Here is a 17,749-nt window from a genome sequence, read left to right on the forward strand (position 1 = left end):
CCCCGTGACGTCCGCGGCCGTGGCCACACCGACCCCGCCGACCGGCAGCCTCGTGCGCGACGGGCCGCGCGACGCGGGGATCGATGCGCTGCGGGCGAGCGTCACCCTGCTGGTGATCTTCCACCACGCGGCCCTGACCTATGGCGCCATCGGCGGCTGGTACCACCGGGAGGTCGCCCCGTCCGCGACGCCGGGCGGGCTGCTGCTGATTCTGTTCTGCACCGTGAACCAGGCTTGGTTCATGGGGCTGTTCTTCCTGCTCGCCGGCACCTACACGCCGAGCGCCTACCGGCATCGCGGCGCGCTCGCCTTCCTGCGCGACCGGCTGATCCGGCTTGGCGTGCCGCTCCTGGCCTACCTGTTCCTCCTTCACCCGGCGACCGTCGCCCTCGCCGGCCTGGCGAAGGGACATGCCTTCCTCGACGGTTTCGCGCGGGTCTGGCGCCGCGGCGCGTTCGAGCCCGGCCCCCTGTGGTTCGCCGAGGCGCTGCTGATCTTCGCCGCGGCGTGGCTGCTGCTGGGTCGCCTCGGCGCGGATCAGAGGACCGCCCGTCCGTTCCCGTCGGACGCGATGCTGCTCTCAGCCGCGCTCGGGACCGGCGCCGCCGCCTTCCTGCTGCGTCTCGCCTGGCCCGTCGGCACGACGGTCGGGTCGCTGCAGCTCGGCTATTTCGCCTCCTACGTCGTGCTGTTCGCGGCGGGCTGCGCCGGATCGCCCGCGGCGTGGCTGGAGCGGATCCCGCCGGAGCGCACCCGGCGCTGGCTGCGCATCGCCTGGGTCGCGCTGCCCGTGTTTCCCGCGGCGGCGCTCCTGGCTCCGCACCTGCCGCTCCTGGGCGGCCGGGCCGAGGGGGGCTGGAGCCTCCTCGCCCTGGTCTACGCGGTGTGGGAGCCCTTCGTCGCGTGGGGCTTCATCCTGGGCCTGCTCACCGCCTTCCGGCGCCGCGTTGCGACCCTGACGCCCCTTTGGCAGCGGCTCGCGCGGCGGGCCTACCTCATCTTCATCATCCACCCGCCGGTGCTGGTGGCCGTGACGGTCGCGGCGCGGAGCGTGGCGCTGCCGGCCGTGCTCAAGGCGGCGGCGAGCGGCACGGTCGCCTGCGCCCTCTGCTACGGGCTGGCAGGCCTGCTCCTGCGCGTGCCGGGCGTGGCGCGGGTCGCGTAGCGGCGCCTCACGCGCGATGGCGGCCGGGCTCCGCGACGGGCCTAAGGCGCTGCCGGAGGCTCGGGCTCGTCGAGGAGTCCGGTCGGCAGCCCGTCGAGGCTGACGAGGTTCCTCTCCCGCCAGTAGGCCGCGATGCCGTCCTCGCCCTTGTGGGCGGCCCAGCGGTCGAGGGAGTCGCGCCCGCCCCGGTGCGCGAAGAGCGGCACGCCATAGCCGCAGGAGGTCTGGACGAGATCGACCGCCAGCGTGACGATCTGGCGGGTGCCGAGCGGCGCGGCGCCGTCGAAATGCCGGTCCAGCAGCGCCGCGAAGGTGGCGCTGCGCCGCCCGTGGACGGTTCCGCGCCCGTAGAGGCGCAGGATCATCGGCGCGCCCTCGAAGGCGCAGAACATCACCGTCATCCGCCCGCCCGCGCGCAGGTGGGCGGCGGTCTCGTTCCCACTGCCGGTCCGGTCGAGATAGGCGACCGTGCGCGTATCGAGGCAGCGGAAATCCCCGGATCCGCGCGGCGACAGGTTCACGCGGCTCCCGGGCGCGGCCGAGGCGACGAAGAAGATCGCTTGGCGCGCCATGAAGTCCCGGTGCGCCGCCTCGAGCGCCTCGAACCGTTTGGCCATCCCGTCCATCTCTCACGCCCTCACGGGGCCGGGTCGCCGCCCCTGGGGCGCGGCCGAAGGAAGTCCGCGAGCGCGCCCAGCAGCTGCGCGGCGGTCTCCTGGGCGAGCCGCAGCGAATCCTGCGCGTGGCGGTAGGAGGCCTGGGCGGCCGAGAGGTCCCGCGCCTGCGCGGCGGCGGTCGCGGAGCGGTGCAGGTCGAGGGCCTTGCGGCTGTGGTCGAGGCAGGCGCGCTCCACGCGCCGGGCGAGGTCGAGGGCCGAGCCGGATTGATCCTGCATCCGCGTCGCTCCGCGCGGGGATCGCGCCCGGGACCGGGTCGCCACGCCGCGCGCGGGATGATAGCGAAGCCTGCGTGGGTCCGCGAGGCGGATCCTCGCAGGACCGGACCGGACGATGCAGGCGTATCCCTCGCTCGCGCTCACCTTCTCGCGGCTCGACGCGCTCGACAACGCGGCCGGCATCCTGGCCTGGGACGCGCAGACACTGATGCCCGACGGCGCCGCCGAGGGCCGCGCCGACCAGCTCGCCACCCTGCGCGGGCTGATCCACGAGCTGCTGACCGGCCGGGCCGTGGCGGACGACCTCGCGCGGGCGGAGGAGGAGCCGCTCGACCCGGGGGCGCGGGCGAACCTGCGCGAGATGCGCCGCATGCACCGCCACGCCACCGCGGTGCCCCGGGACCTCGTGGAGGCGAATGCCCGCGCGGCGATGCGCGCCGAGATGGTCTGGCGCGAGGCGCGCCGGGACGCGAACTTCGCGCTCCTCGCGCCCCACCTCGCCGAGGTGCTGCGGCTGCAGCGCGAGATCGGCGCGGCCAAGGGCGCGGCGCTCGGCCTCTCGCCCTACGACGCGCTCCTCGACAGCTACGATCCGGGCCTGCGCCGGAGCGTCATCGACCCGCTCTTCGCGGAACTCCGCGCCGTGCTGCCGGCCCTGATTACCCAGGCGCGGGAGCGGCAGGCGGCGGCCCCCGCCCCGCTGCCCCTGCTCGGCCCCTTCCCGGTCGAGCGGCAGAAGGCGGTGGGGCTGGCGGTGATGCGGGCGGCGGGCTTCGACTTTCAGCGCGGGCGCCTCGACGTCAGCCTGCACCCGTTCTGCGGCGGCGCCGTCGACGACGTGCGCATCACCACCCGCTACGACGAAGCCGACGTGACGCGGGCGCTGATGGGCGTCCTCCACGAGACCGGCCACGCCCTCTACGAGCAGGGCCGCCCGGCGGCCTGGCGCGGCCAGCCGGCCGGCCAGGCCCGCGGCATGAGCCTGCACGAGAGCCAGTCGCTCATCGTCGAGATGCAGGCGGGCCGGTCCCGGGACTTCGTCGGCTTCCTCGCCCCGCTCCTGCGCGAGACCTTCGGCGGCGAGGGGCCAGCCTGGGAGGCCGACAACCTCTACCGGCTCGGGACCCGGGTCTCCCCCGGCTTCATCCGGGTCGACGCCGACGAGGTCACCTACCCGGCCCACATCCTGCTGCGCACGCAGCTCGAGACCGCGATGATCGCCGGCGACCTCGCGGTCGCGGACCTTCCGGGCGCCTTCGACGCGGGGATGCGCGATCTCCTCGGCCTCTCCGTGCCCAACGACGCCCTGGGCTGCCTGCAGGACATCCACTGGCCGGGCGGCGCCTTCGGCTACTTCCCGACCTACACGCTGGGCGCGATGATCGCCGCGCAGTTCTTCCGGGCGGCCTGCGCGGCCGAACCGGAGATCCGCCCCGGCCTCGCCCGGGGCGACCTCGCGCCGCTCCTCGGCTGGCTGCGCGCGAACGTGCACGAGCGGGGCTCGACGCTGGAGACGCAGGACCTCCTGGTCGCGGCGACGGGCGAGCCCCTGTCGAGCGCGCCGTTTCTGGACCACCTCCGGCGGCGCTACTGCGAGGCGCCGTAACGGCCGGGCGGCGGCGCCCGGAGCCGGAGAGGGCGCCGCCCTCACGCCAGCGCGGCGAGCGCCTCGGCGACGTCCCGCAAGGCGTCGCCCTGGAGATCGGGCTGCAGCAGCACCGGCGGGTAGGTCTGGCCGCGGGCCACGAAGGCCGCCCGCAGGCCGGCCGCCTTGGCCCCGTGGGTGTCCCAGGCGTGGGTCGCCACCAGCATGACCGCGTCCGGCGCCACGCCGGTGCTCTGGGCGGCGTGGCGGTAGACCTCCGCCCGCGGCTTCGAGCGCTGCACCTGGTCGACGGACAGGACCATCTCCACGTGATCGACGAGGCCGCCCCGCCGCAGCAGCCGCTCCGTGACGGCGGCCGCCCCGTTGCTCAGGGCGACGATGCGGTAGCCGGCATCGGCGAGCCGGGCGAGCGCCGCGCCGGCGTCCGGATGCGGCTCCAGTTCGGCCATTCCGTCGAGGGCGGCATCGAGCTCCGCCATCACGACGGGGAGCCTGCGGGCGGAGAGCATCGAGGCGAGCGTTCCGCGCAGAACCAGCCGGAAGGGCGCGAACCGGTCCGTGACGGCGATCGCGAAGGCGTCGCGCAGGGACGCGGCGAACCACGCCTCCAGGGAGGCGGGCGGCAGGCCGAGCGCGGTCAGCCGCGGCCGCATGGTCTCGAGCGAGACCACCGTCTCGATGATGTCGAAGGCGATCACCGTGGGTCGGGTCGTCATGGGCGCCTCCCGCCTTCGGCCGCCCCGCCCCGCCCCGCCTCGGGCGGGCGCCGGCGCGGCCTTCCGGGGGCGAGGCCTGGGACGGATCCGCGTCCGGCGCAACAGTAAACCCGTCACCCCCGCCGTGACGAGCCGATCGGCTGGCCAGCGGACCTGGACACCCGCGTGACACAGACCTCACGCGCCTCGCGGGCCCCCTCCCCTGAGCCCGATCATGCCCGATGCTCCGCGGCGAGCGGCCTTCGCTGGACGTCGGAAAAGCCGACGCATGGTGCCATCTCAGCCGATCCAACCGCGACCGAGCACTCTACATTCGTCCATCCAACTTGGCGAAGAGATGAATGCCTCGCTATTTCTTTCACATCGACGAGGGACGGCACCACATCGACACCGATGGGGTTGAACTTGCGGATCTGGAGGCGGCCAGACGAGAAGCCTTGAAGGTCATCGGCGAGTTGATGATCGACAACGCGGTGGGTGAGATTTGGTCCGGCAGGGAATGGCTCATGAGGGTTGCCGATGACACCGGGCAGGAGCTGTTCACCGTTCGGCTCTCGACGGATCGGCGGGTCGGAGCGGAGTCCGGCTAGGCCGTCTTGGTGCGACGGCACTCACTGGGAAGGAAGCCATAGGCGGCTTTGAATCGGCGGCCGAAATGGGTCATGTCCGAGAACCCCCAGCCGTAGGCGATGTCACTCACGGTTCGGTGCGTCTGCGTCGGATCCTCCAGGGCCTGGCGACAGCGCGCGAGGCGCTTCGCCTGAATGAGGTGCGTGAGCGAGGTGTTCTCGTCAGACAGCACGGCATTCGCATAGCGCACGCTCACACCTGCCGCGGCGGCGACCGAGGTTGCCTGGAGCATGGGATCGGCCAGGCGCGCCTCGATCGCGATCTGCAGCCTCGTGCGGACGAGCGACCGAGCGGCTGAGCCGCGGCCCGTCGTCTCGTCGGCTGCTTTTCCGAACGTGAGGGCCAGCAGATCGAGCAGGTGCGTCTCGACGAGGCCTTCGGCCGAACCCAGGCCGTCGGCATGGGACGGGAGCATGGCCAGATAGGCGGATGCCAGACGGCCTTCCGCCGTGGTCCGCTTCCGGGCGAGCAGGTCTCGCGTCTGCCCGAGACGACTTTCCAGGAGACCACGGCGAATCTTGACAACGAGGACTTCGGAGCCGTCCGAGAACCATCCCTCGTAAGGCAGGCTCGGATCGATCAGCGTGACATCGCCGGGATCGAGCACGACGTGTCGGCCCCCCTGCTCGAGAGCGAGGCGCTCTCGGAACTGACGGCAGATGAAGAGCTCATCGGCGTTCGTGCGAGACAGGTGTCGCGTCGTGTGAGTGACGGACATTTCCGAGTTCTGAAAGCAAGCGAGATCGAGCGTGCCGATTGAGCCCACCCGCAGCTCTGCCCGGAAGGTCCCTCGGCATCTCGGACTGGAATTGTGCTCGACGATGCCCCGGCGGGCCGCCTCATGCCAGTACTCGAACCGATCACGCGGGTGGACGTGGTCCGTCGAGAAAACCGTCTCCATCGATATCCCTCTCGGTCCTGCGGATCGGCCGACGATTCGTGCCGGCCGAGCCGATCCGGGCCGGTCAGCTTATGCCAAAGCGGTCGCCGGCGGGACCCTACGGGCTCCGGCCATCCCGGTCGCGGAGGGGAGATGCCTCGGTTCTACTTCGACATCGACGACGGGCGCGCAACCCCGGACGATACGGGATACGAGTTTGCCGACCTGAACGCGGTTCGCGGGCAGGTGCAGCGTCTGCTGGGCGAACTCATCGCGCACAGCCGATCAGTCGTGAACTCGTTCCAGATCCGCATCGAGGTCCGAGATGAAACCGGAGACTTCGCTGTGAAGGCAACCCTTGTTGCCGTCATCGACGAAGTTCTCGACCACAATACTCGACCGCTCCGCCGCTCTGAGGTAGTGACAGAGCCTGCCGATCACTCGGCCAGCCTTGGCGGCTGCACTGTTCAGAGCGAATCATGAACGGCCATCGTGGATCTCGGCCAACACGGGTCTGACCGCGACCGGACGCTCCTCCGGGGGCCAGGGAGCTTCGAGGGCATCGACCACGCCCGCCGTCATGGCGCGCACCGCGACGCTGCCGCCCGGGTCGGCCGCCACCACGGGCAGGGTGACCGAGGCACTCTGCCCGGCTGCGCCCGGTCTTGCCGAAGGCCGTCGCCGTCAGCGCGACGGACCCGACGCTCTCCCGTCTGTCCGCGGGCGTCAGCCCCACCGATCCCTCATCCTCCACGACCGACACGACGGACCGTGCGGGAAATCGGCTCCTCATAGCGGTTCGCGCGAGGGAAGCCCCATCGTGTCGATCATGCGCGGGGCGGAGTCCGTGATGCGGTCCATCACGAGCTGGCTCATCGCGCAGATGAAGGAGGTCAGGCGGTAGCCGTCGTGGCGCGACAGGGCGTTGTCGAAGGCGCGCAGGTTCCAGAACGGATCGTTGGCCAGCGTGATCGGCGCGATGCCCGTCAGGGGCAGGCCGTGCAGGAAGCGCGCCGCGGGGCGTCCGGGCGCGTCGGGCGCCCCGAGATCCTCGCTGTCCCAGAACGCCCCGTGCCGGTCCGCCCGGCGCGCCCGGGCCCGGGTCAGCCAGCCCTCCGCGCGCGGGCAGTCGATCGGCGCGTCGGCGAGCGTGGCGTAGGGGTTGTGGCGCTCCCTCCCCACGTCGCGCAGCCCGAGCATCTCGTGCGTGGTGCCGAAGGGCGCGCCCGAGGGCTGCGCGTCCGCGAGCACGCCGGCAGCGGGCCGCGGGGGATCGAGGTTGCCGATCGTGTGCGATTCCTCCCGCAGGCTCACCTGGAACGGGAAGGTCTCGGCGAGCGCCGCGAGGGTGCGCAGCGGCAGCGTCAGGAGCCGGTCGAGGGCGGAGGCGGGCCGCCGCGGCGCGCAGCTCATCCCCCGCGGCTGGCGCCCCTCGAACCGGGAGGCGAGGCGGTCGAGGAAGCCGGCGGCGGGGCGGAAATCGAGCTTGAAGGCCGGAAAGAGATCGTGCGTCGCCCAGTCGTAGTCGACGCCGGTGTCGAACATCGTGTCGGTGCTCGCGAGGCGCTGGCGGATGCGCCGCCGCGCGGCCGCGTAGCCGTCGTCGATGTCGAGGCCGATCCAGGCGCAGTCGCCCGGGCGCAGGCCCCCGGCCGGGAAGGCGAGCGCGGCCGTGACGGACACCATCACGGGGCGCTGCTCGGGCGGGAAGAAGCCGGTGTCGCGCGCCACCTCGGCCGCGGACGTGTGATCGTCGGGGTGGAGCGCAACGCGCCGCCAGATCGCGCGCTGGATCGCCGTCCACTTGCTCGCCTCGGAGGCCGGGTTGATGAGGAGCACGAGGTTGCCGAGCACCGGCGGCATCACCTCGCCGAACCGGTGCCGCTGCACCGCCTTCAGCGCGTCGTCCTGAAGGCCGGTCGCCAGCATGTTGCCGCCCAGGCTGTGCCCGGCGACGATCAGGCGGTTGTCGCGCTCGCTGCCGTCCGGACGCGGGGCGGCGAGCACCGACTCGATCGTCCGTAGGGCCGAGACCGCCGCCGGCGCGATCGCCTCGCTGACGGGCTTGCGGTCGAACAGGGTGGCGCCGGCCGACAGCCCCCCGAAGACGCCGCCGAGCGCGCCGAAGGTCTGCCGGAGGCCGCGCTCGTCCACGCGCGCGCCGCGCCAGCCGACATAGATGGCCGTGACCTTCGTCCCGCAGGCCCTCGGATCGGCCGGGCAGCGCTGCTGCAGGAAGCGGGCCGCGTGCGCGGCGTAGAGGCGCAGATCGGCGACGTTCGCATCGCCGATGCGGGCGTCGTGCCGCCAGCCGTGCACGAAGACCATGACGTAGTGCGCGCCGGTCGAGAGGTGGTGCACCAGGGCGTCGAGCTGGGTGATCACCGGGTGGAGGCCCGCGGCGCGCCCGCCGCTCGCGGTCATCTGCGCCTCGACGGCCCGGCTGAGCATGGCGTTCGCGCTCTCGACGTCATCGTCGCCGCCGCCGGACACGAGGGCGTAGGGCTCGCCGTCCTCCTGGAATTCCAGGAAGCCCAGCGTGTAATCGAGCGCCGTCCCGTCGGGCCGCGCGCTCGGCACGACGTGGCGCTGCAGGGCGCAGCGGAAGCGGGTGCCCCAGCGGGGATCGGCCGCGATCGCGGCGTCCTCGTCGTTGCCCGGGTCCTGCCAGCCGCCGTCCTCGACGCCGCCCGTCCCGGCGGACGACGGCCCGGTCTCGGCCAGGATGGTCCATCCCCGGGCGAGACCGTCGCGGCACTCCGCGGAGGCCGGATCGAGGTTGCGGTAGGCGGCCGCCTTCGGCGTCGAGAGGACGATGTCGTTGAGGAAGAACAGGCCGAGGACGAGGAGGAGCGCCGTCGTCCCGAGGGTCAGGACGGTCCGCAGCACGCGCAGGTAGCCGTGCCAGATCCAGCCGAGCCAGGACCGTCGCGGCGGCGCCCCGGGTTCCGACCTGCGCGTCACGGGCGCGCGCCCGGTCGGGAGGGGGAGCGGGATCGCGAACCTGCGCGGGCATCCATGTCGGCTCTCCGGGACGGTCTCTCGCGAGCGCTGCCGAGCCGGACCCTGCCACCGCGGGAGGGTGGGCACAATTTCAGCGCGTCGTTCCGCGCTCCCTCTTCGCCGCGGCGGCGCAGCGGTTACGCGGGGCCTCTCTCCCGTACGTCGCGTATGCGCCAAAGGGTCGGCCGCTGCTGGTATTCGGGGGCAAGGGCGGCGGTGCGCCAGTATGAATTCACCGGGATGAACGACAGGGCGGGCCGACCCGCGACAGGTTGAAGGGTCGCCGCGGGCCTCGGCGATCTCGGCCCGGTGGTCCGTGGTTCCGCTCACGTCGGTAACGTCGGCCGGCAAACGCGAACGCGATCGCCAGGCGGGACTGCGGCGCACGGACTTGCTCTCCCCTCTCTTCGGAAGAGGGCCTGTCTCGCCAGATTATCCGGGATCATCGTTGGCTGGGGGACGTGGATTCGAACCACGACTAACGGAGTCAGAGGCAGATTTTATATCATGCCAATCAATGACTTAGAGCATTCTTGTGCGTCTAAGCCGCAAGGAGATTCAAGAGTTTTTCGCGCTTTTGTCTAACCAAGGGAGCAGGGACGGTCCGGCCAGTGTGAATGGAATGGCCGTGCCATCCACGATCATGCGCACGAAGCTCGAGCGAAGAAGCGCCCCGGACCGAAGCCCGGGGCGCGTGACGAGGAGTGTGGTGAGGGCAGTCAGCGCCGAGGGGGTCCCCGCATCTCCTGGCGGATCTCCCGCAGCAGATCGGTCGCGATCTGCATCTGCGCTTCGAGCCGCGTGAGCCGGTCGCGGTCGCGCTCCAGGGCCTCGAGCCGCCCGGTGACGGCGCCGTGGCGCTCGTCGCCCTGGTGCAGGATCCGGGCGTCGCTCGCCGCGAGATCCTCGAAGCGCGAGTCGATCTTCGCGGTGTAGGAGCCGAACCAGACGAGCTGCCCGGCGAGGCTGGCGAGCACGCCCGCCACGGCATAGAGCGAGGCGCGCTTCGGCAGGAGCACGGCGCCCTCGGCGAGGTCGGCGGCGGGTCGGGTCATGGAGCCCTCGGGGCGGGTTGGCGCGGCCGGTCGCCCGAGCGCGCGAGGAAGGCTATGCCTTGAGCAGCCGGGCGGCGCCGGCACGCGCGAGCGTCGTGAGCGGCGAGGACACGAAGAAGGCGGTCAGGATCGTCGCCTCGATCGGCACGTACTCCGCCGGCAGCGGCTCGATCGGCCAGCCGAGCGCGAAGGTCTTCGACAGGCAGATCGCCCCGAAGTGGATCGCCGGCGGGATCCCGATGCCGTAGACGAGACCCTTGAAGGCCGGCGCGATCGCGGCCTTCGCTTGGTTCGCCGCCATCTCGGCCTGCACCACCTGCACCGCGGCGTCGCGCTGCGCGTTCTGGCCGTTCTGCAGCGTCTTCAGGATCGGCCCGAGGACCGAGTCGCCGAAGATCCTGATCAGCCCGGCCCCGGCAAGCCCGAGGAGCTTACCGATCGGGTCGAGGAGCCACTCCATCAGGTCGACCCTGCGGCGGGCGGCGCGGCAGCGGCCGGGATCGCCCGGGCGTAGGCCCGCACGAGGAGGCGCGCGACGGCGAGGCCCGCCGCGAACTTCGCCCCCGGCAGCCACGCGGGGAGGAGCGGGCTCACGTCGATCCCGGCCAGCGCGTCGAGCATGTCGGGCAGCGCGATCACCAGGGCTGCGACGTAGACGCGGATGTGCCAGGCGGCCGCCTCGAGGACGCGCAGACGCTCGTGCCCGCGGCGGAGCAGATCACGGAGCATGGGGTCAGGCCTTTCGGGCGAGGGCGGTGTGGATCAGGTCGTAGAGGCCGCCGAGGCCGGAGCGGATCGCGCCGCCCGTGGCCTGTGCCCCGGAACGAAGAAGCCCGCCGGAGGGGGCGGGCTCTGCGGGCGTCGGGATGGTCGACGGGGATGCCGGGTCGGGCGGGCGCGGGATCGGCACGGCCCGACCGAAGCCACCCTGCAGGAGTCCGACGAGGAAGCCCCGGTAGTGCCCGGCGATCGTCTCGGCCCGGTCCGTCCCGTTGACGATCCGGCGCGCGCTGACCGGATCGGCGCCGCCCGGCCCGAAGAACTCCGCGAGCCTGCGGCCCGTGAACCAGCCCTCGGTCATGCCGCGGTAGAGGATCGCCGCCGCGAGGTCAGGCCGCAGCGCCAGCGCCGGCTGCGCCACGAAGGACTGCCCCAGCGCGGCCTGCGCCTTGGCGTAGTTCGCCTTCCAGGTCAGCTGCACGTAGCCGCGGCCGTAATAGACCTGCCCGGTCGCCGGGTCGGTCAGGCCGTAGGGCCTGCCCCGGCCCCGGCCGATCTCCTCGACCGGCTGCAGCGTGGCAGCCGTCTCGTGATAGGCGGTCGCCAGCACGTAGGCCTGCGCCTCGGCCGAGAGCCCGGCCGGGGCCGCGTCGAGGAGCGCGGTGAGCCCGGCCACCTGCGGGCCGGTGAGGTGCCCCGGGAAAGGGGCGGTGCGGACGCGCGCGAAGAACCCCGCGCGATCGAGCGCCGGTGCCATGCGGATCTCCGGTGTGGGGGACGTCGGGAATGGCGCCGCGCCGCCCGGCCGCCGGGGCGATGGCCCGGGGCGACGCGCGGAACGGCGGTGCGATCGGCCGCGCCGCGGGCAGCCCCCGCCGCGGCGGGAGGCCGGGGCGTCAGGCCGCCGGGGTCTCGGATGAGGCGGGCGCGAGCGCCCGCAGCGCGTCGCGTTCCGCCGTCACGGTGGCCAGCTGCCGGCGCAGGCTCTCCCGCTCCGCCTCCGCTACGGCGAGCGCCGCCGCCTTGGCGTCGCGCTCGGCCATCACGCCCGCGTTGATCGCGGAGAGCAGCGCCGGCAGCCCGAACCCCGCCGCCTCCGCCTGCGCGGGCGTCAGCGCCCCGCTCAGCACGGTCTGCGCTGCACCCCCGCCCGGCGGCGCCACACTCTGCGCCAGCACCACGTGCCAGCCCGGCGGCTCCGCCGCACCCGGGCCGCGCCCGCGATACAGGAACTCGTACAGGAAGGTCTCGCTCATCACGCCCTCACGCCGCCACCGGGCTGTCATCCGACAGCCGCCGCCAGGAATTGCCCGCGAAGTAGGCCGGCACCCCCGTGCCGGCGCCCGCCGCCTCGCCCACCTTGCGGGCGTTGCTCACGTGGATCAGCGCCCCCGCCACCCCGACCGGCACCGTCGCCACCGTGTAGCTGCCCGGCCGCACCGGGCCGGCCACGTCGAGCACCGTCCCGGGTGACGTCGTGCCGATCCCGACCCGGCCGTTCGCGACGACGTTGAGGATGCGGTCGCTCGCGTAGAGCCCGATCGTCACGTAGCTGTTGGGGGAATTGGTGCCGCCGTAGGCATAGCCGAGATATCCGGAATTATAAGCTCCCAAGCCCTGGCCGAACAGGTAGTTGAGGACTTCGCCCGTCGCCATGTTGGGCGCGAGGGCGGACAGGATCGTCTGGTAGCCGGCACCGACCGAGTAGGCCGAGGACAGGCGCAGAGCAGCGGGGACGAGGGCGCCGGCGCTGCTGCCCGAGGCCGCGGCGCCGGAGGCGGCCGTGGTCGGGCCGAGGACCGCCCCGGCGAAGGTCGGGCTGTTGCCGGTGCCGAGCCCCAGCGCCGTCGCGCCGGCCGCCGCGCTGGCCGCCGTGAGCACCGCCCGGCCGGTCGTCGTGCCGTCGGTGATCTCGGCCGCGGCCGGGCCGATGAGCGGCTTGCCGGAGGCGCGCTGATAGGCCCGCACCGTCCAGACGCCCGAGGCGTCCGAGGTGACGAGCGCCGTGTCGCCCGCCGCGGTGACGAGGTTCGCCCCGCCCGGCAGGATCAGGGTCCCCGGATCGTGGGTGAGCGTGAGCGCCGAGGCGAAGCGCAGCAGCCGCAGCCGCCGCGGCGCCGTCCCGAAGCTGGTGATCGCGGTCGTGCCGGTGAGCGTCACGGCCAGCGCGTTCAGCGCCCCGAGGTCCACCGTCGCGGCCGCGGCCGCACTCACCTCCGCGACCCGCCAATCGGCCCCGCCGGTCGCCCGGTCGAGGCGCAGGGCCTCCGTCCAGGCGCTGCCGTCGGCCGAGACCTTCAGGTGCAGGTCGTCGTCGCCGGTGAGCCCGATCTCCGCCCGGCCCGACCAGCCGGTCTGGAACAACAGGGAGAGCGTGTTGCCGGAGGCCTCCTTGTTGAGCGTATACCGGAGATCCCCGCTGCCGCCCTCGGCCTTGGTCAGGGCCGCCCAGAGCGCCGCGTTGAGCTTGGCCGCGAAGGGGGTGGCGGCGTCGGCCGTGGTCCCGATCCCGAGCCGGGCGAGGTTCTGCAGCGCGGTCAGCGTGCTGCGCAGGCTCACCCAGGCACCGGCCGTGCCGGACCCGGCGGCGTAGACGTAGAGGTCGGCCTCGTCGAGCACGTAGGCCAGCCAGCCGGGCCTGGGGACGACCGAGACCCACTGCCCGTCCTGGCGGCGCACCACCCGCCCGGCCCAGCCGCTCCAGGCCCCGGTCGGGCTTGCCCCGGCGATCAGGTAGCGGTCGCCCTCGGCCGCCGCGGCGGGCGGGCCCGTGAGGTCCTTGTCCAGCACCGCGAGCTGCACCAGCGTGTCGAGCGCGGTCAGCGCCTCGTTGTGGGTGACGTGCTTCTGCGCCTGGGCGGCCGCCAGCAGCGGCAGCGCCAGGTTGGGGGTGGCGTCAGACATCGAGCGTGGTCCTCAGGGGGGTGCCGCGGCCGTAGGCCGGCGAGAGCTGGTGGATCGCCACCGACAGCCGCACCGCCGGGCCGCCGAGATCCGCCGCCTGGTCGGCCGCCGCGTAGGTGAGGCGCGGGCTCGCCACCTGGATCGTGCGGAGCACCCGGCCGTCCGCGGCCAGGATGTCGACCGCGTAGGCCTCCGCCTCCTCGGCGAGCGGCACCTCGGCCTGTTCCCAGGCGTCGCCGTCGACCCGCGTGCGGCGGATCCAGCTCAGCACCAGGTCGCCGTTGTCCTGCCGCCGCAGCCGGGGCTGCACGGGCGCGTAGGGGCGCAGGCCCATCCCCACCACCGTCACGGCGGCGGAAGCGTAGGCGGGATCCTCCGGCGGGCGGGCGGCCGGGCCCCAGGTGAACACCTGCGGCAGCGCCCGGGCCGAGGCCGGCATGCCCGACTGCACCAGCGCGTCGGAGAGCACCACGAAGGGAGCCCCGGCGGGCGTGGGCGCGCCCATGGCGAACTCGGTGCCGAGCTGGCCGCGCAGCAGCCCGGTCAGCCGGTAGCGGCCCGCCCCGAGCAGGGTGGCGGTGCTCCACTGCAGCACCTCCCACTCCCCCGAGGGGGTCAGCAGCGCGGCCGCGTTGGCGCCGTTCAGCACGTCGAGCTCCGAGGCCGAGACCAGTTCCGCCCCGGGCGGCACCTGGACGTACACGGCGTTGACCCGGTCCCAGCGGCCGGTCGGGCCGGGATAGAGGTCGGCGGTGAGCGCGCCGATGACCGAGCGGGCTTGGACCAGCGCGTCCGCCTCCGGCGCCCCGCCCGCGAGCGCCCGCAGCACGCTCACGGGCGACCAGGGCAGCGTGTAGGCCGCGAAGTACGGCGCGTGCGGCACCGCCTGGGAACTCAGCAGCGGCAGGTCGAGGATGCGGAACAGCCCCACGCCCAGCGTCGGCGGCGGCTCCGGCGCGCGGCCGGTGGCGGTGCCGTCCCGGTAGGCGAACACGCCCGCATCCGCCCGCACCGCGCTGAACGGCCGGCCCGCCTCCAGCCCGAGGCGGGTGAGGCGCACCTCGACCTCCGCTCCGGCGAGGTCGAGCGTCAGAATGCCCCCGACCTCCAGCGCCAGCGCCGAGGGCGGCAGGCTGGCGGTGACGCTCTCGCGCTCGACCAGCGCCTGGTAGAGCAGCGCCTGCGCGATCCCGCGCGCCGCCCCCTCCTCCAGGCACAGCGGCAGGCTCACCCGCGACACGGAGGCCGCCCGGCCGGAGAGCCGGCGCGCCTCGACCGCGGCGCCCTGGTAGGCGCGGGCCGGGTCGAGGTAGGTGAGCGCCACGCTGCCCGGCAGCGCGGTCTCCTCGCTGCGCGTGCGCCGGAAATCCGCCCCCTGCCCGGCCGCCACGAGGTCGGCCTCCGTGAAGCGGGCCACCGGCGCGCGGGCGAGCGGGAGGAAGCGGAGCGCCCCGCCGCTCTCGACCCCGTCGAAGAAGAAGGCGGTGCGCAGGGGCGCGAGGCTGTCGCGCGGGGCCTGGACCTCGGTGAGCGCGTAGCCCGAGACCACGCCGCGCAGCTCCGAGACGTCCACCGGCGCGCCGGCCTCCCGGCAGATCTCCGCCACCACGTCGGGCAGGCTGGCCAGGCCGAGCCGGCCGTTGAGCCAGTGGCCGAGGGCGTAGTTGGGCGCGTCGCTCCACACGCCCGACTGGCGCGGGAACTCGGGATAGGGCCGCGCGTCCCAGGTCCACAGGAAGATCCGCTCCGGATCGACCATCCGGGTGCCGTACACAGCCGAGACCGGGTTGCCGTCCGATGTCTTCCAATAGGCGAGCGCCGCTTCCAGGAAGGCGCGCTGCATGGCGAGATCCTGCCGGCCGGTGGAGGAGTACGGCAGGAAGGACTCCGACGACTTGGGGTCGACGAAGACGTTGGGCTGGTTGGCGCCCTTGTCGACGGCCGGGCAGCCGAGCTCGGTGAAGCGGATCGGCTTCGACTGCGGCACCCAGGCCGTGGCGGCGGCCTGGCGCACGCCGCCCGGCCGGTCGTGGTGGGGGTTCGCCCACCAGCCGCGCAGGTCCTTGAGGCGGAAGATCCAGTCCTCGCCGTGGGCGGTGTCGCGGATCGGCACCCGGTTCTGCGCGTCGCGGTCGGCCTGCGTCGGGTAGAACCAGTCGTAGAGCTCGCCCCCCGCCACGTTCCCGGCGAGGTAGGCCGGGTCGTACGGGCTCGCGTAACGCTGCGCGTCCGCGTGATTGAGCCCGTCGCGCCAGTCGGCGAGCGGCATGTAGTTGTCGATCCCGACGAAGCCGATATTCGCATCCGCCCAGAGCGGGTCGAGGGGGAAGAACACGTCGCCGGTGCCGTCCGCCGGGCGGTAGTTGGCGTACTCGGTCCAGTCCGCCCCGTAGCCGATCGCCGGGCCGGGCCCGAGGATCGCCCGGGCGTCGGCCGCGAGCGCCCGCAGCTGCGCCACGGCCGGGAAGCTGGCGGGGCCGGAGCGCAGCGTGGTCAGCCCGACCAGCTCCGAGCCGATCAGGAAGGCGTCCACCCCGCCCGCCGCCGCCGCGAGCCGGGCGCAGTGCAGGATGAAGCGGCGGAAGCTCCATTCCGGCTTGGCGCAGGTGACCGAGCTGCCGGTCCAGGCGAGATCGGCCGGGGTGACGCTGCCGAAGAAGGCGGCGACCTGGTCGGCGGCGGCCGGGGTCTTGTCCGGGCTGCCCGGGCGGCCGATCGCCGGGAAGCAGGTCATCCGTCCCCGCCAGGGAAAGGCGGCCTGCTCCGCCCCGCCGTAGGGGTCGGGCAGGCCGTTGCCGGCGGGCACGTCCATCATCAGGAACGGGTAGAGGGTGACCTCGAACCCCCGCCGCTTCAACTCGCCGATCGCCTGCACCACCGAGAGGTCGGAGGGCGCCCCGCCGACGAGCGGGTGGCCCTGCGCGTCGCGGCTGACCAGCTCGGCCTGCGCCCGGGTGAGGCCGCCGGCGCTCCAGGGGATGTCGGTGGTCTTGGCCCGGGTCTCGACCTTGGGGAGGATGCGGCAGGAGCCGAGGCGCAGGTCGGTGCCGTGCCAGGCCACGACCAGCGAGACGTGCCGGCAGGCGGGCGCCTGCTCCTGGAGTTGGTCGAGGGCCCTGAGCAGGTCGACCCCGCCGGAGACGGTGTTCTGGCCGGTGAGGCTGCCGCGGTCGTTGGCCTTCACGGGGGCGGTGGCGTAGACGAACTCGCCCATGCCCGGGATCAGGGTGACGGCGGTGACGAGGTCTTCGAGCGCCGGGCGGGCGTCGGCGCGGGGCGGGCGGCGGGTGACCTCGGCGGTGATGACCGGCACGCGGTTGCCGAAGGCGGTGAGGGCCAGGTCCTCGAAGACGAGGTAGGCGAGCCCGCGGTAGGCCGGGGCGTTGCCGGTGCCCTCGATCGCCTCGATCTTCGGGTCGGGCCCCTGCGCCTCGTCGCCGAGATAGACGCGGACATTGTGGTCGGAGAGGCGGATGGGCTTGCCGTCGGCGTAGACGGTGCCGAGCGCCGTGATCGGCCCCTCGCAGAGGGCGACGGCGAGGCTGACCGAGTAGGTGTAGGTGACATTGTAGGTCTTCTGCGTGGGCGCACCCTTGCCGCCCTTGGTCCTCACCTTCTCGACGTGCTGCTCCTCCTTGAGCCGGGTGGCCCAGATGATCTGCCCGGCGACGCGGACGCGGCCGTAGACGCGCGCGATGGCGGCGCCCTCGGTGGAGGCGGTGACGTAGAGGTCGGCGAGGCGCGGCCCGGTGTTGACCTGCGGCTTGGGGCGGGCGCCGAACAGGGCGCGGTCGAGGACGCCGCCGAGGCCCGCGCCGACCACGCCGCTGAGGAGCCCGCCGAGGGGTCCGCCCAAAGCGGCGCCGGCAGCCTTGCCGGCGGTGGAGAGGACGAGGGTGCTCATGGGGCTGGCGGTGGCGGCGAGTCCGGCGAGGGATTGGGGAAGCGGAAGGCGTGGGCGACGCGGCGCGCCCAAGCGGGCGGGACGGCGCATTCCAGGACGGCGTGGCCGTCATAGGCGTGGATCATGCGGGGCCGGGGTCCGGCGAGCGGCGCGGTGAGGATGGCGCAGTGCTTGGCGGGCAGGCCGTCGCGCCAGCGGAACAGCAGGACGTCGCCGGCCAGCGCCTCGCGGGGCGGGATCTCGGCGAGGTGGCGGCGGGCGGCGTCGCGCA

16 protein-coding genes and 1 pseudogene are annotated in these 17,749 nt (G+C 73.5%); 4 read left to right on the plus strand and 13 right to left on the minus strand.

The window, feature by feature from the left end; all coding sequences use genetic code 11:
• Nucleotides 1–4 precede the first annotated feature (4 nt).
• A complete protein-coding gene (locus ACW9J6_RS07115; protein ID WP_457115744.1) occupies nucleotides 5–1,165 on the plus strand; it encodes an acyltransferase family protein in 1,161 nt (386 codons plus the stop codon).
• 41 nt (nucleotides 1,166–1,206) lie between these two features.
• On the opposite strand, the gene ACW9J6_RS07120 is transcribed toward ACW9J6_RS07115, so the two are convergent.
• Both ACW9J6_RS07120 and ACW9J6_RS07125 read right to left on the minus strand, forming a co-directional pair.
• Nucleotides 1,207–1,782 carry a pyridoxamine 5'-phosphate oxidase family protein gene (locus ACW9J6_RS07120; RefSeq protein ID WP_457115745.1) on the minus strand — a complete coding sequence of 192 codons (576 nt, stop codon included), beginning with the start codon at nucleotides 1,780–1,782 and terminating at the stop codon, nucleotides 1,207–1,209.
• Nucleotides 1,783–1,802: 20 nt separating this feature from the next.
• Nucleotides 1,803–2,060 (minus strand): hypothetical protein, encoded by a 258-nt coding sequence (locus ACW9J6_RS07125; protein WP_457115746.1) that lies wholly within the window; start codon nucleotides 2,058–2,060, stop codon nucleotides 1,803–1,805.
• A 115-nt stretch (nucleotides 2,061–2,175) separates the two neighbouring features.
• Between ACW9J6_RS07125 and ACW9J6_RS07130 the strand changes: the two genes are divergently transcribed.
• The gene (locus ACW9J6_RS07130) at nucleotides 2,176–3,666 is read left to right on the plus strand and encodes a carboxypeptidase M32 (protein WP_457115747.1); all 1,491 of its coding nucleotides are present in this window, start codon (nucleotides 2,176–2,178) and stop codon (nucleotides 3,664–3,666) included.
• Nucleotides 3,667–3,707: 41 nt separating this feature from the next.
• On the opposite strand, the gene ACW9J6_RS07135 is transcribed toward ACW9J6_RS07130, so the two are convergent.
• Entirely contained in the window at nucleotides 3,708–4,382 is a 675-nt protein-coding gene (locus tag ACW9J6_RS07135) for a haloacid dehalogenase type II (RefSeq protein ID WP_457115748.1), read from the minus strand.
• Between the two features lie 341 nt (nucleotides 4,383–4,723).
• On the opposite strand from ACW9J6_RS07135, the gene ACW9J6_RS07140 reads away from it, so the two are divergent.
• Complete coding sequence (locus tag ACW9J6_RS07140) at nucleotides 4,724–4,972, plus strand: DUF6894 family protein (protein ID WP_457115749.1); 249 nt, start codon at nucleotides 4,724–4,726, stop codon at nucleotides 4,970–4,972.
• On the opposite strand, the gene ACW9J6_RS07145 is transcribed toward ACW9J6_RS07140, so the two are convergent.
• Nucleotides 4,969–5,913: an AraC-like ligand-binding domain-containing protein gene (locus ACW9J6_RS07145; RefSeq protein WP_457115750.1), complete on the minus strand. Its 945-nt coding sequence runs from the start codon at nucleotides 5,911–5,913 to the stop codon at nucleotides 4,969–4,971. The two genes, ACW9J6_RS07140 and ACW9J6_RS07145, sit on opposite strands and share 4 nt — an antisense overlap.
• A 132-nt stretch (nucleotides 5,914–6,045) precedes the next feature.
• Here ACW9J6_RS07145 and ACW9J6_RS07150 point away from each other — a divergent pair, with 132 nt between their 5' ends.
• Nucleotides 6,046–6,375, plus strand: a complete 330-nt coding sequence (locus tag ACW9J6_RS07150; RefSeq protein WP_457115751.1) for a DUF6894 family protein — start codon at nucleotides 6,046–6,048, stop codon at nucleotides 6,373–6,375.
• Nucleotides 6,376–6,681: 306 nt separating this feature from the next.
• Here the strand turns inward: ACW9J6_RS07150 and ACW9J6_RS07155 are convergent, their stop codons facing one another.
• The 9 genes and pseudogenes from ACW9J6_RS07155 to ACW9J6_RS07195 form a co-directional block, all read right to left on the minus strand.
• Nucleotides 6,682–8,856: a hypothetical protein gene (locus ACW9J6_RS07155; protein ID WP_457115752.1), complete on the minus strand. Its 2,175-nt coding sequence runs from the start codon at nucleotides 8,854–8,856 to the stop codon at nucleotides 6,682–6,684.
• Between the two features lie 758 nt (nucleotides 8,857–9,614).
• Nucleotides 9,615–9,950, minus strand: a complete 336-nt coding sequence (locus ACW9J6_RS07160; protein WP_457115753.1) for a hypothetical protein — start codon at nucleotides 9,948–9,950, stop codon at nucleotides 9,615–9,617.
• Nucleotides 9,951–10,002: 52 nt separating this feature from the next.
• Nucleotides 10,003–10,410: a hypothetical protein gene (locus ACW9J6_RS07165; RefSeq protein WP_457115754.1), complete on the minus strand. Its 408-nt coding sequence runs from the start codon at nucleotides 10,408–10,410 to the stop codon at nucleotides 10,003–10,005.
• Nucleotides 10,410–10,679: a hypothetical protein gene (locus tag ACW9J6_RS07170; RefSeq protein ID WP_457115755.1), complete on the minus strand. Its 270-nt coding sequence runs from the start codon at nucleotides 10,677–10,679 to the stop codon at nucleotides 10,410–10,412. Before ACW9J6_RS07170 ends, ACW9J6_RS07165 begins: the two co-directional genes overlap by 1 nt.
• A 4-nt stretch (nucleotides 10,680–10,683) precedes the next feature.
• The gene (locus tag ACW9J6_RS07175) at nucleotides 10,684–11,427 is read right to left on the minus strand and encodes a glycoside hydrolase family 19 protein (RefSeq protein WP_457115756.1); all 744 of its coding nucleotides are present in this window, start codon (nucleotides 11,425–11,427) and stop codon (nucleotides 10,684–10,686) included.
• Between the two features lie 139 nt (nucleotides 11,428–11,566).
• Nucleotides 11,567–11,926, minus strand: coding sequence for a hypothetical protein (locus ACW9J6_RS07180; protein WP_457115757.1), 360 nt, complete (start codon nucleotides 11,924–11,926; stop codon nucleotides 11,567–11,569).
• A gap of 7 nt (nucleotides 11,927–11,933) precedes the next feature.
• Nucleotides 11,934–13,574: a DUF2793 domain-containing protein gene (locus ACW9J6_RS07185; protein ID WP_457115758.1), complete on the minus strand. Its 1,641-nt coding sequence runs from the start codon at nucleotides 13,572–13,574 to the stop codon at nucleotides 11,934–11,936.
• A complete protein-coding gene (locus ACW9J6_RS07190) occupies nucleotides 13,567–17,478 on the minus strand; it encodes a baseplate multidomain protein megatron (protein ID WP_457115759.1) in 3,912 nt (1,303 codons plus the stop codon). Before ACW9J6_RS07190 ends, ACW9J6_RS07185 begins: the two co-directional genes overlap by 8 nt.
• A pseudogene (locus ACW9J6_RS07195) lies at nucleotides 17,475–17,749 on the minus strand (hypothetical protein); the annotation flags it as partial. The gene ACW9J6_RS07190 and the pseudogene ACW9J6_RS07195, both read right to left, overlap by 4 nt.

This window comes from Methylobacterium sp. JK268, assembly GCF_054052225.1.

What these genes read in the sequence shown, in the direction of transcription:
- ACW9J6_RS07185 (WP_457115758.1), bottom strand. Translation starts at nt 13,574, where the DNA reads ATGTCTGACGCCACCCCCAACCTGGCGCTGCCGCTGCTGGCGGCCGCC.
- ACW9J6_RS07170 (WP_457115755.1), bottom strand. Translation starts at nt 10,679, where the DNA reads ATGCTCCGTGATCTGCTCCGCCGCGGGCACGAGCGTCTGCGCGTCCTC.
- ACW9J6_RS07190 (WP_457115759.1), bottom strand. Translation starts at nt 17,478, where the DNA reads ATGAGCACCCTCGTCCTCTCCACCGCCGGCAAGGCTGCCGGCGCCGCT.
- ACW9J6_RS07120 (WP_457115745.1), bottom strand. Translation starts at nt 1,782, where the DNA reads ATGGCCAAACGGTTCGAGGCGCTCGAGGCGGCGCACCGGGACTTCATG.
- ACW9J6_RS07180 (WP_457115757.1), bottom strand. Translation starts at nt 11,926, where the DNA reads ATGAGCGAGACCTTCCTGTACGAGTTCCTGTATCGCGGGCGCGGCCCG.
- ACW9J6_RS07175 (WP_457115756.1), bottom strand. Translation starts at nt 11,427, where the DNA reads ATGGCACCGGCGCTCGATCGCGCGGGGTTCTTCGCGCGCGTCCGCACC.
- ACW9J6_RS07160 (WP_457115753.1), bottom strand. Translation starts at nt 9,950, where the DNA reads ATGACCCGACCCGCCGCCGACCTCGCCGAGGGCGCCGTGCTCCTGCCG.
- ACW9J6_RS07145 (WP_457115750.1), bottom strand. Translation starts at nt 5,913, where the DNA reads ATGGAGACGGTTTTCTCGACGGACCACGTCCACCCGCGTGATCGGTTC.
- ACW9J6_RS07140 (WP_457115749.1), top strand. Translation starts at nt 4,724, where the DNA reads ATGCCTCGCTATTTCTTTCACATCGACGAGGGACGGCACCACATCGAC.
- ACW9J6_RS07130 (WP_457115747.1), top strand. Translation starts at nt 2,176, where the DNA reads ATGCAGGCGTATCCCTCGCTCGCGCTCACCTTCTCGCGGCTCGACGCG.
- ACW9J6_RS07125 (WP_457115746.1), bottom strand. Translation starts at nt 2,060, where the DNA reads ATGCAGGATCAATCCGGCTCGGCCCTCGACCTCGCCCGGCGCGTGGAG.
- ACW9J6_RS07165 (WP_457115754.1), bottom strand. Translation starts at nt 10,410, where the DNA reads ATGGAGTGGCTCCTCGACCCGATCGGTAAGCTCCTCGGGCTTGCCGGG.
- ACW9J6_RS07135 (WP_457115748.1), bottom strand. Translation starts at nt 4,382, where the DNA reads ATGACGACCCGACCCACGGTGATCGCCTTCGACATCATCGAGACGGTG.
- ACW9J6_RS07150 (WP_457115751.1), top strand. Translation starts at nt 6,046, where the DNA reads ATGCCTCGGTTCTACTTCGACATCGACGACGGGCGCGCAACCCCGGAC.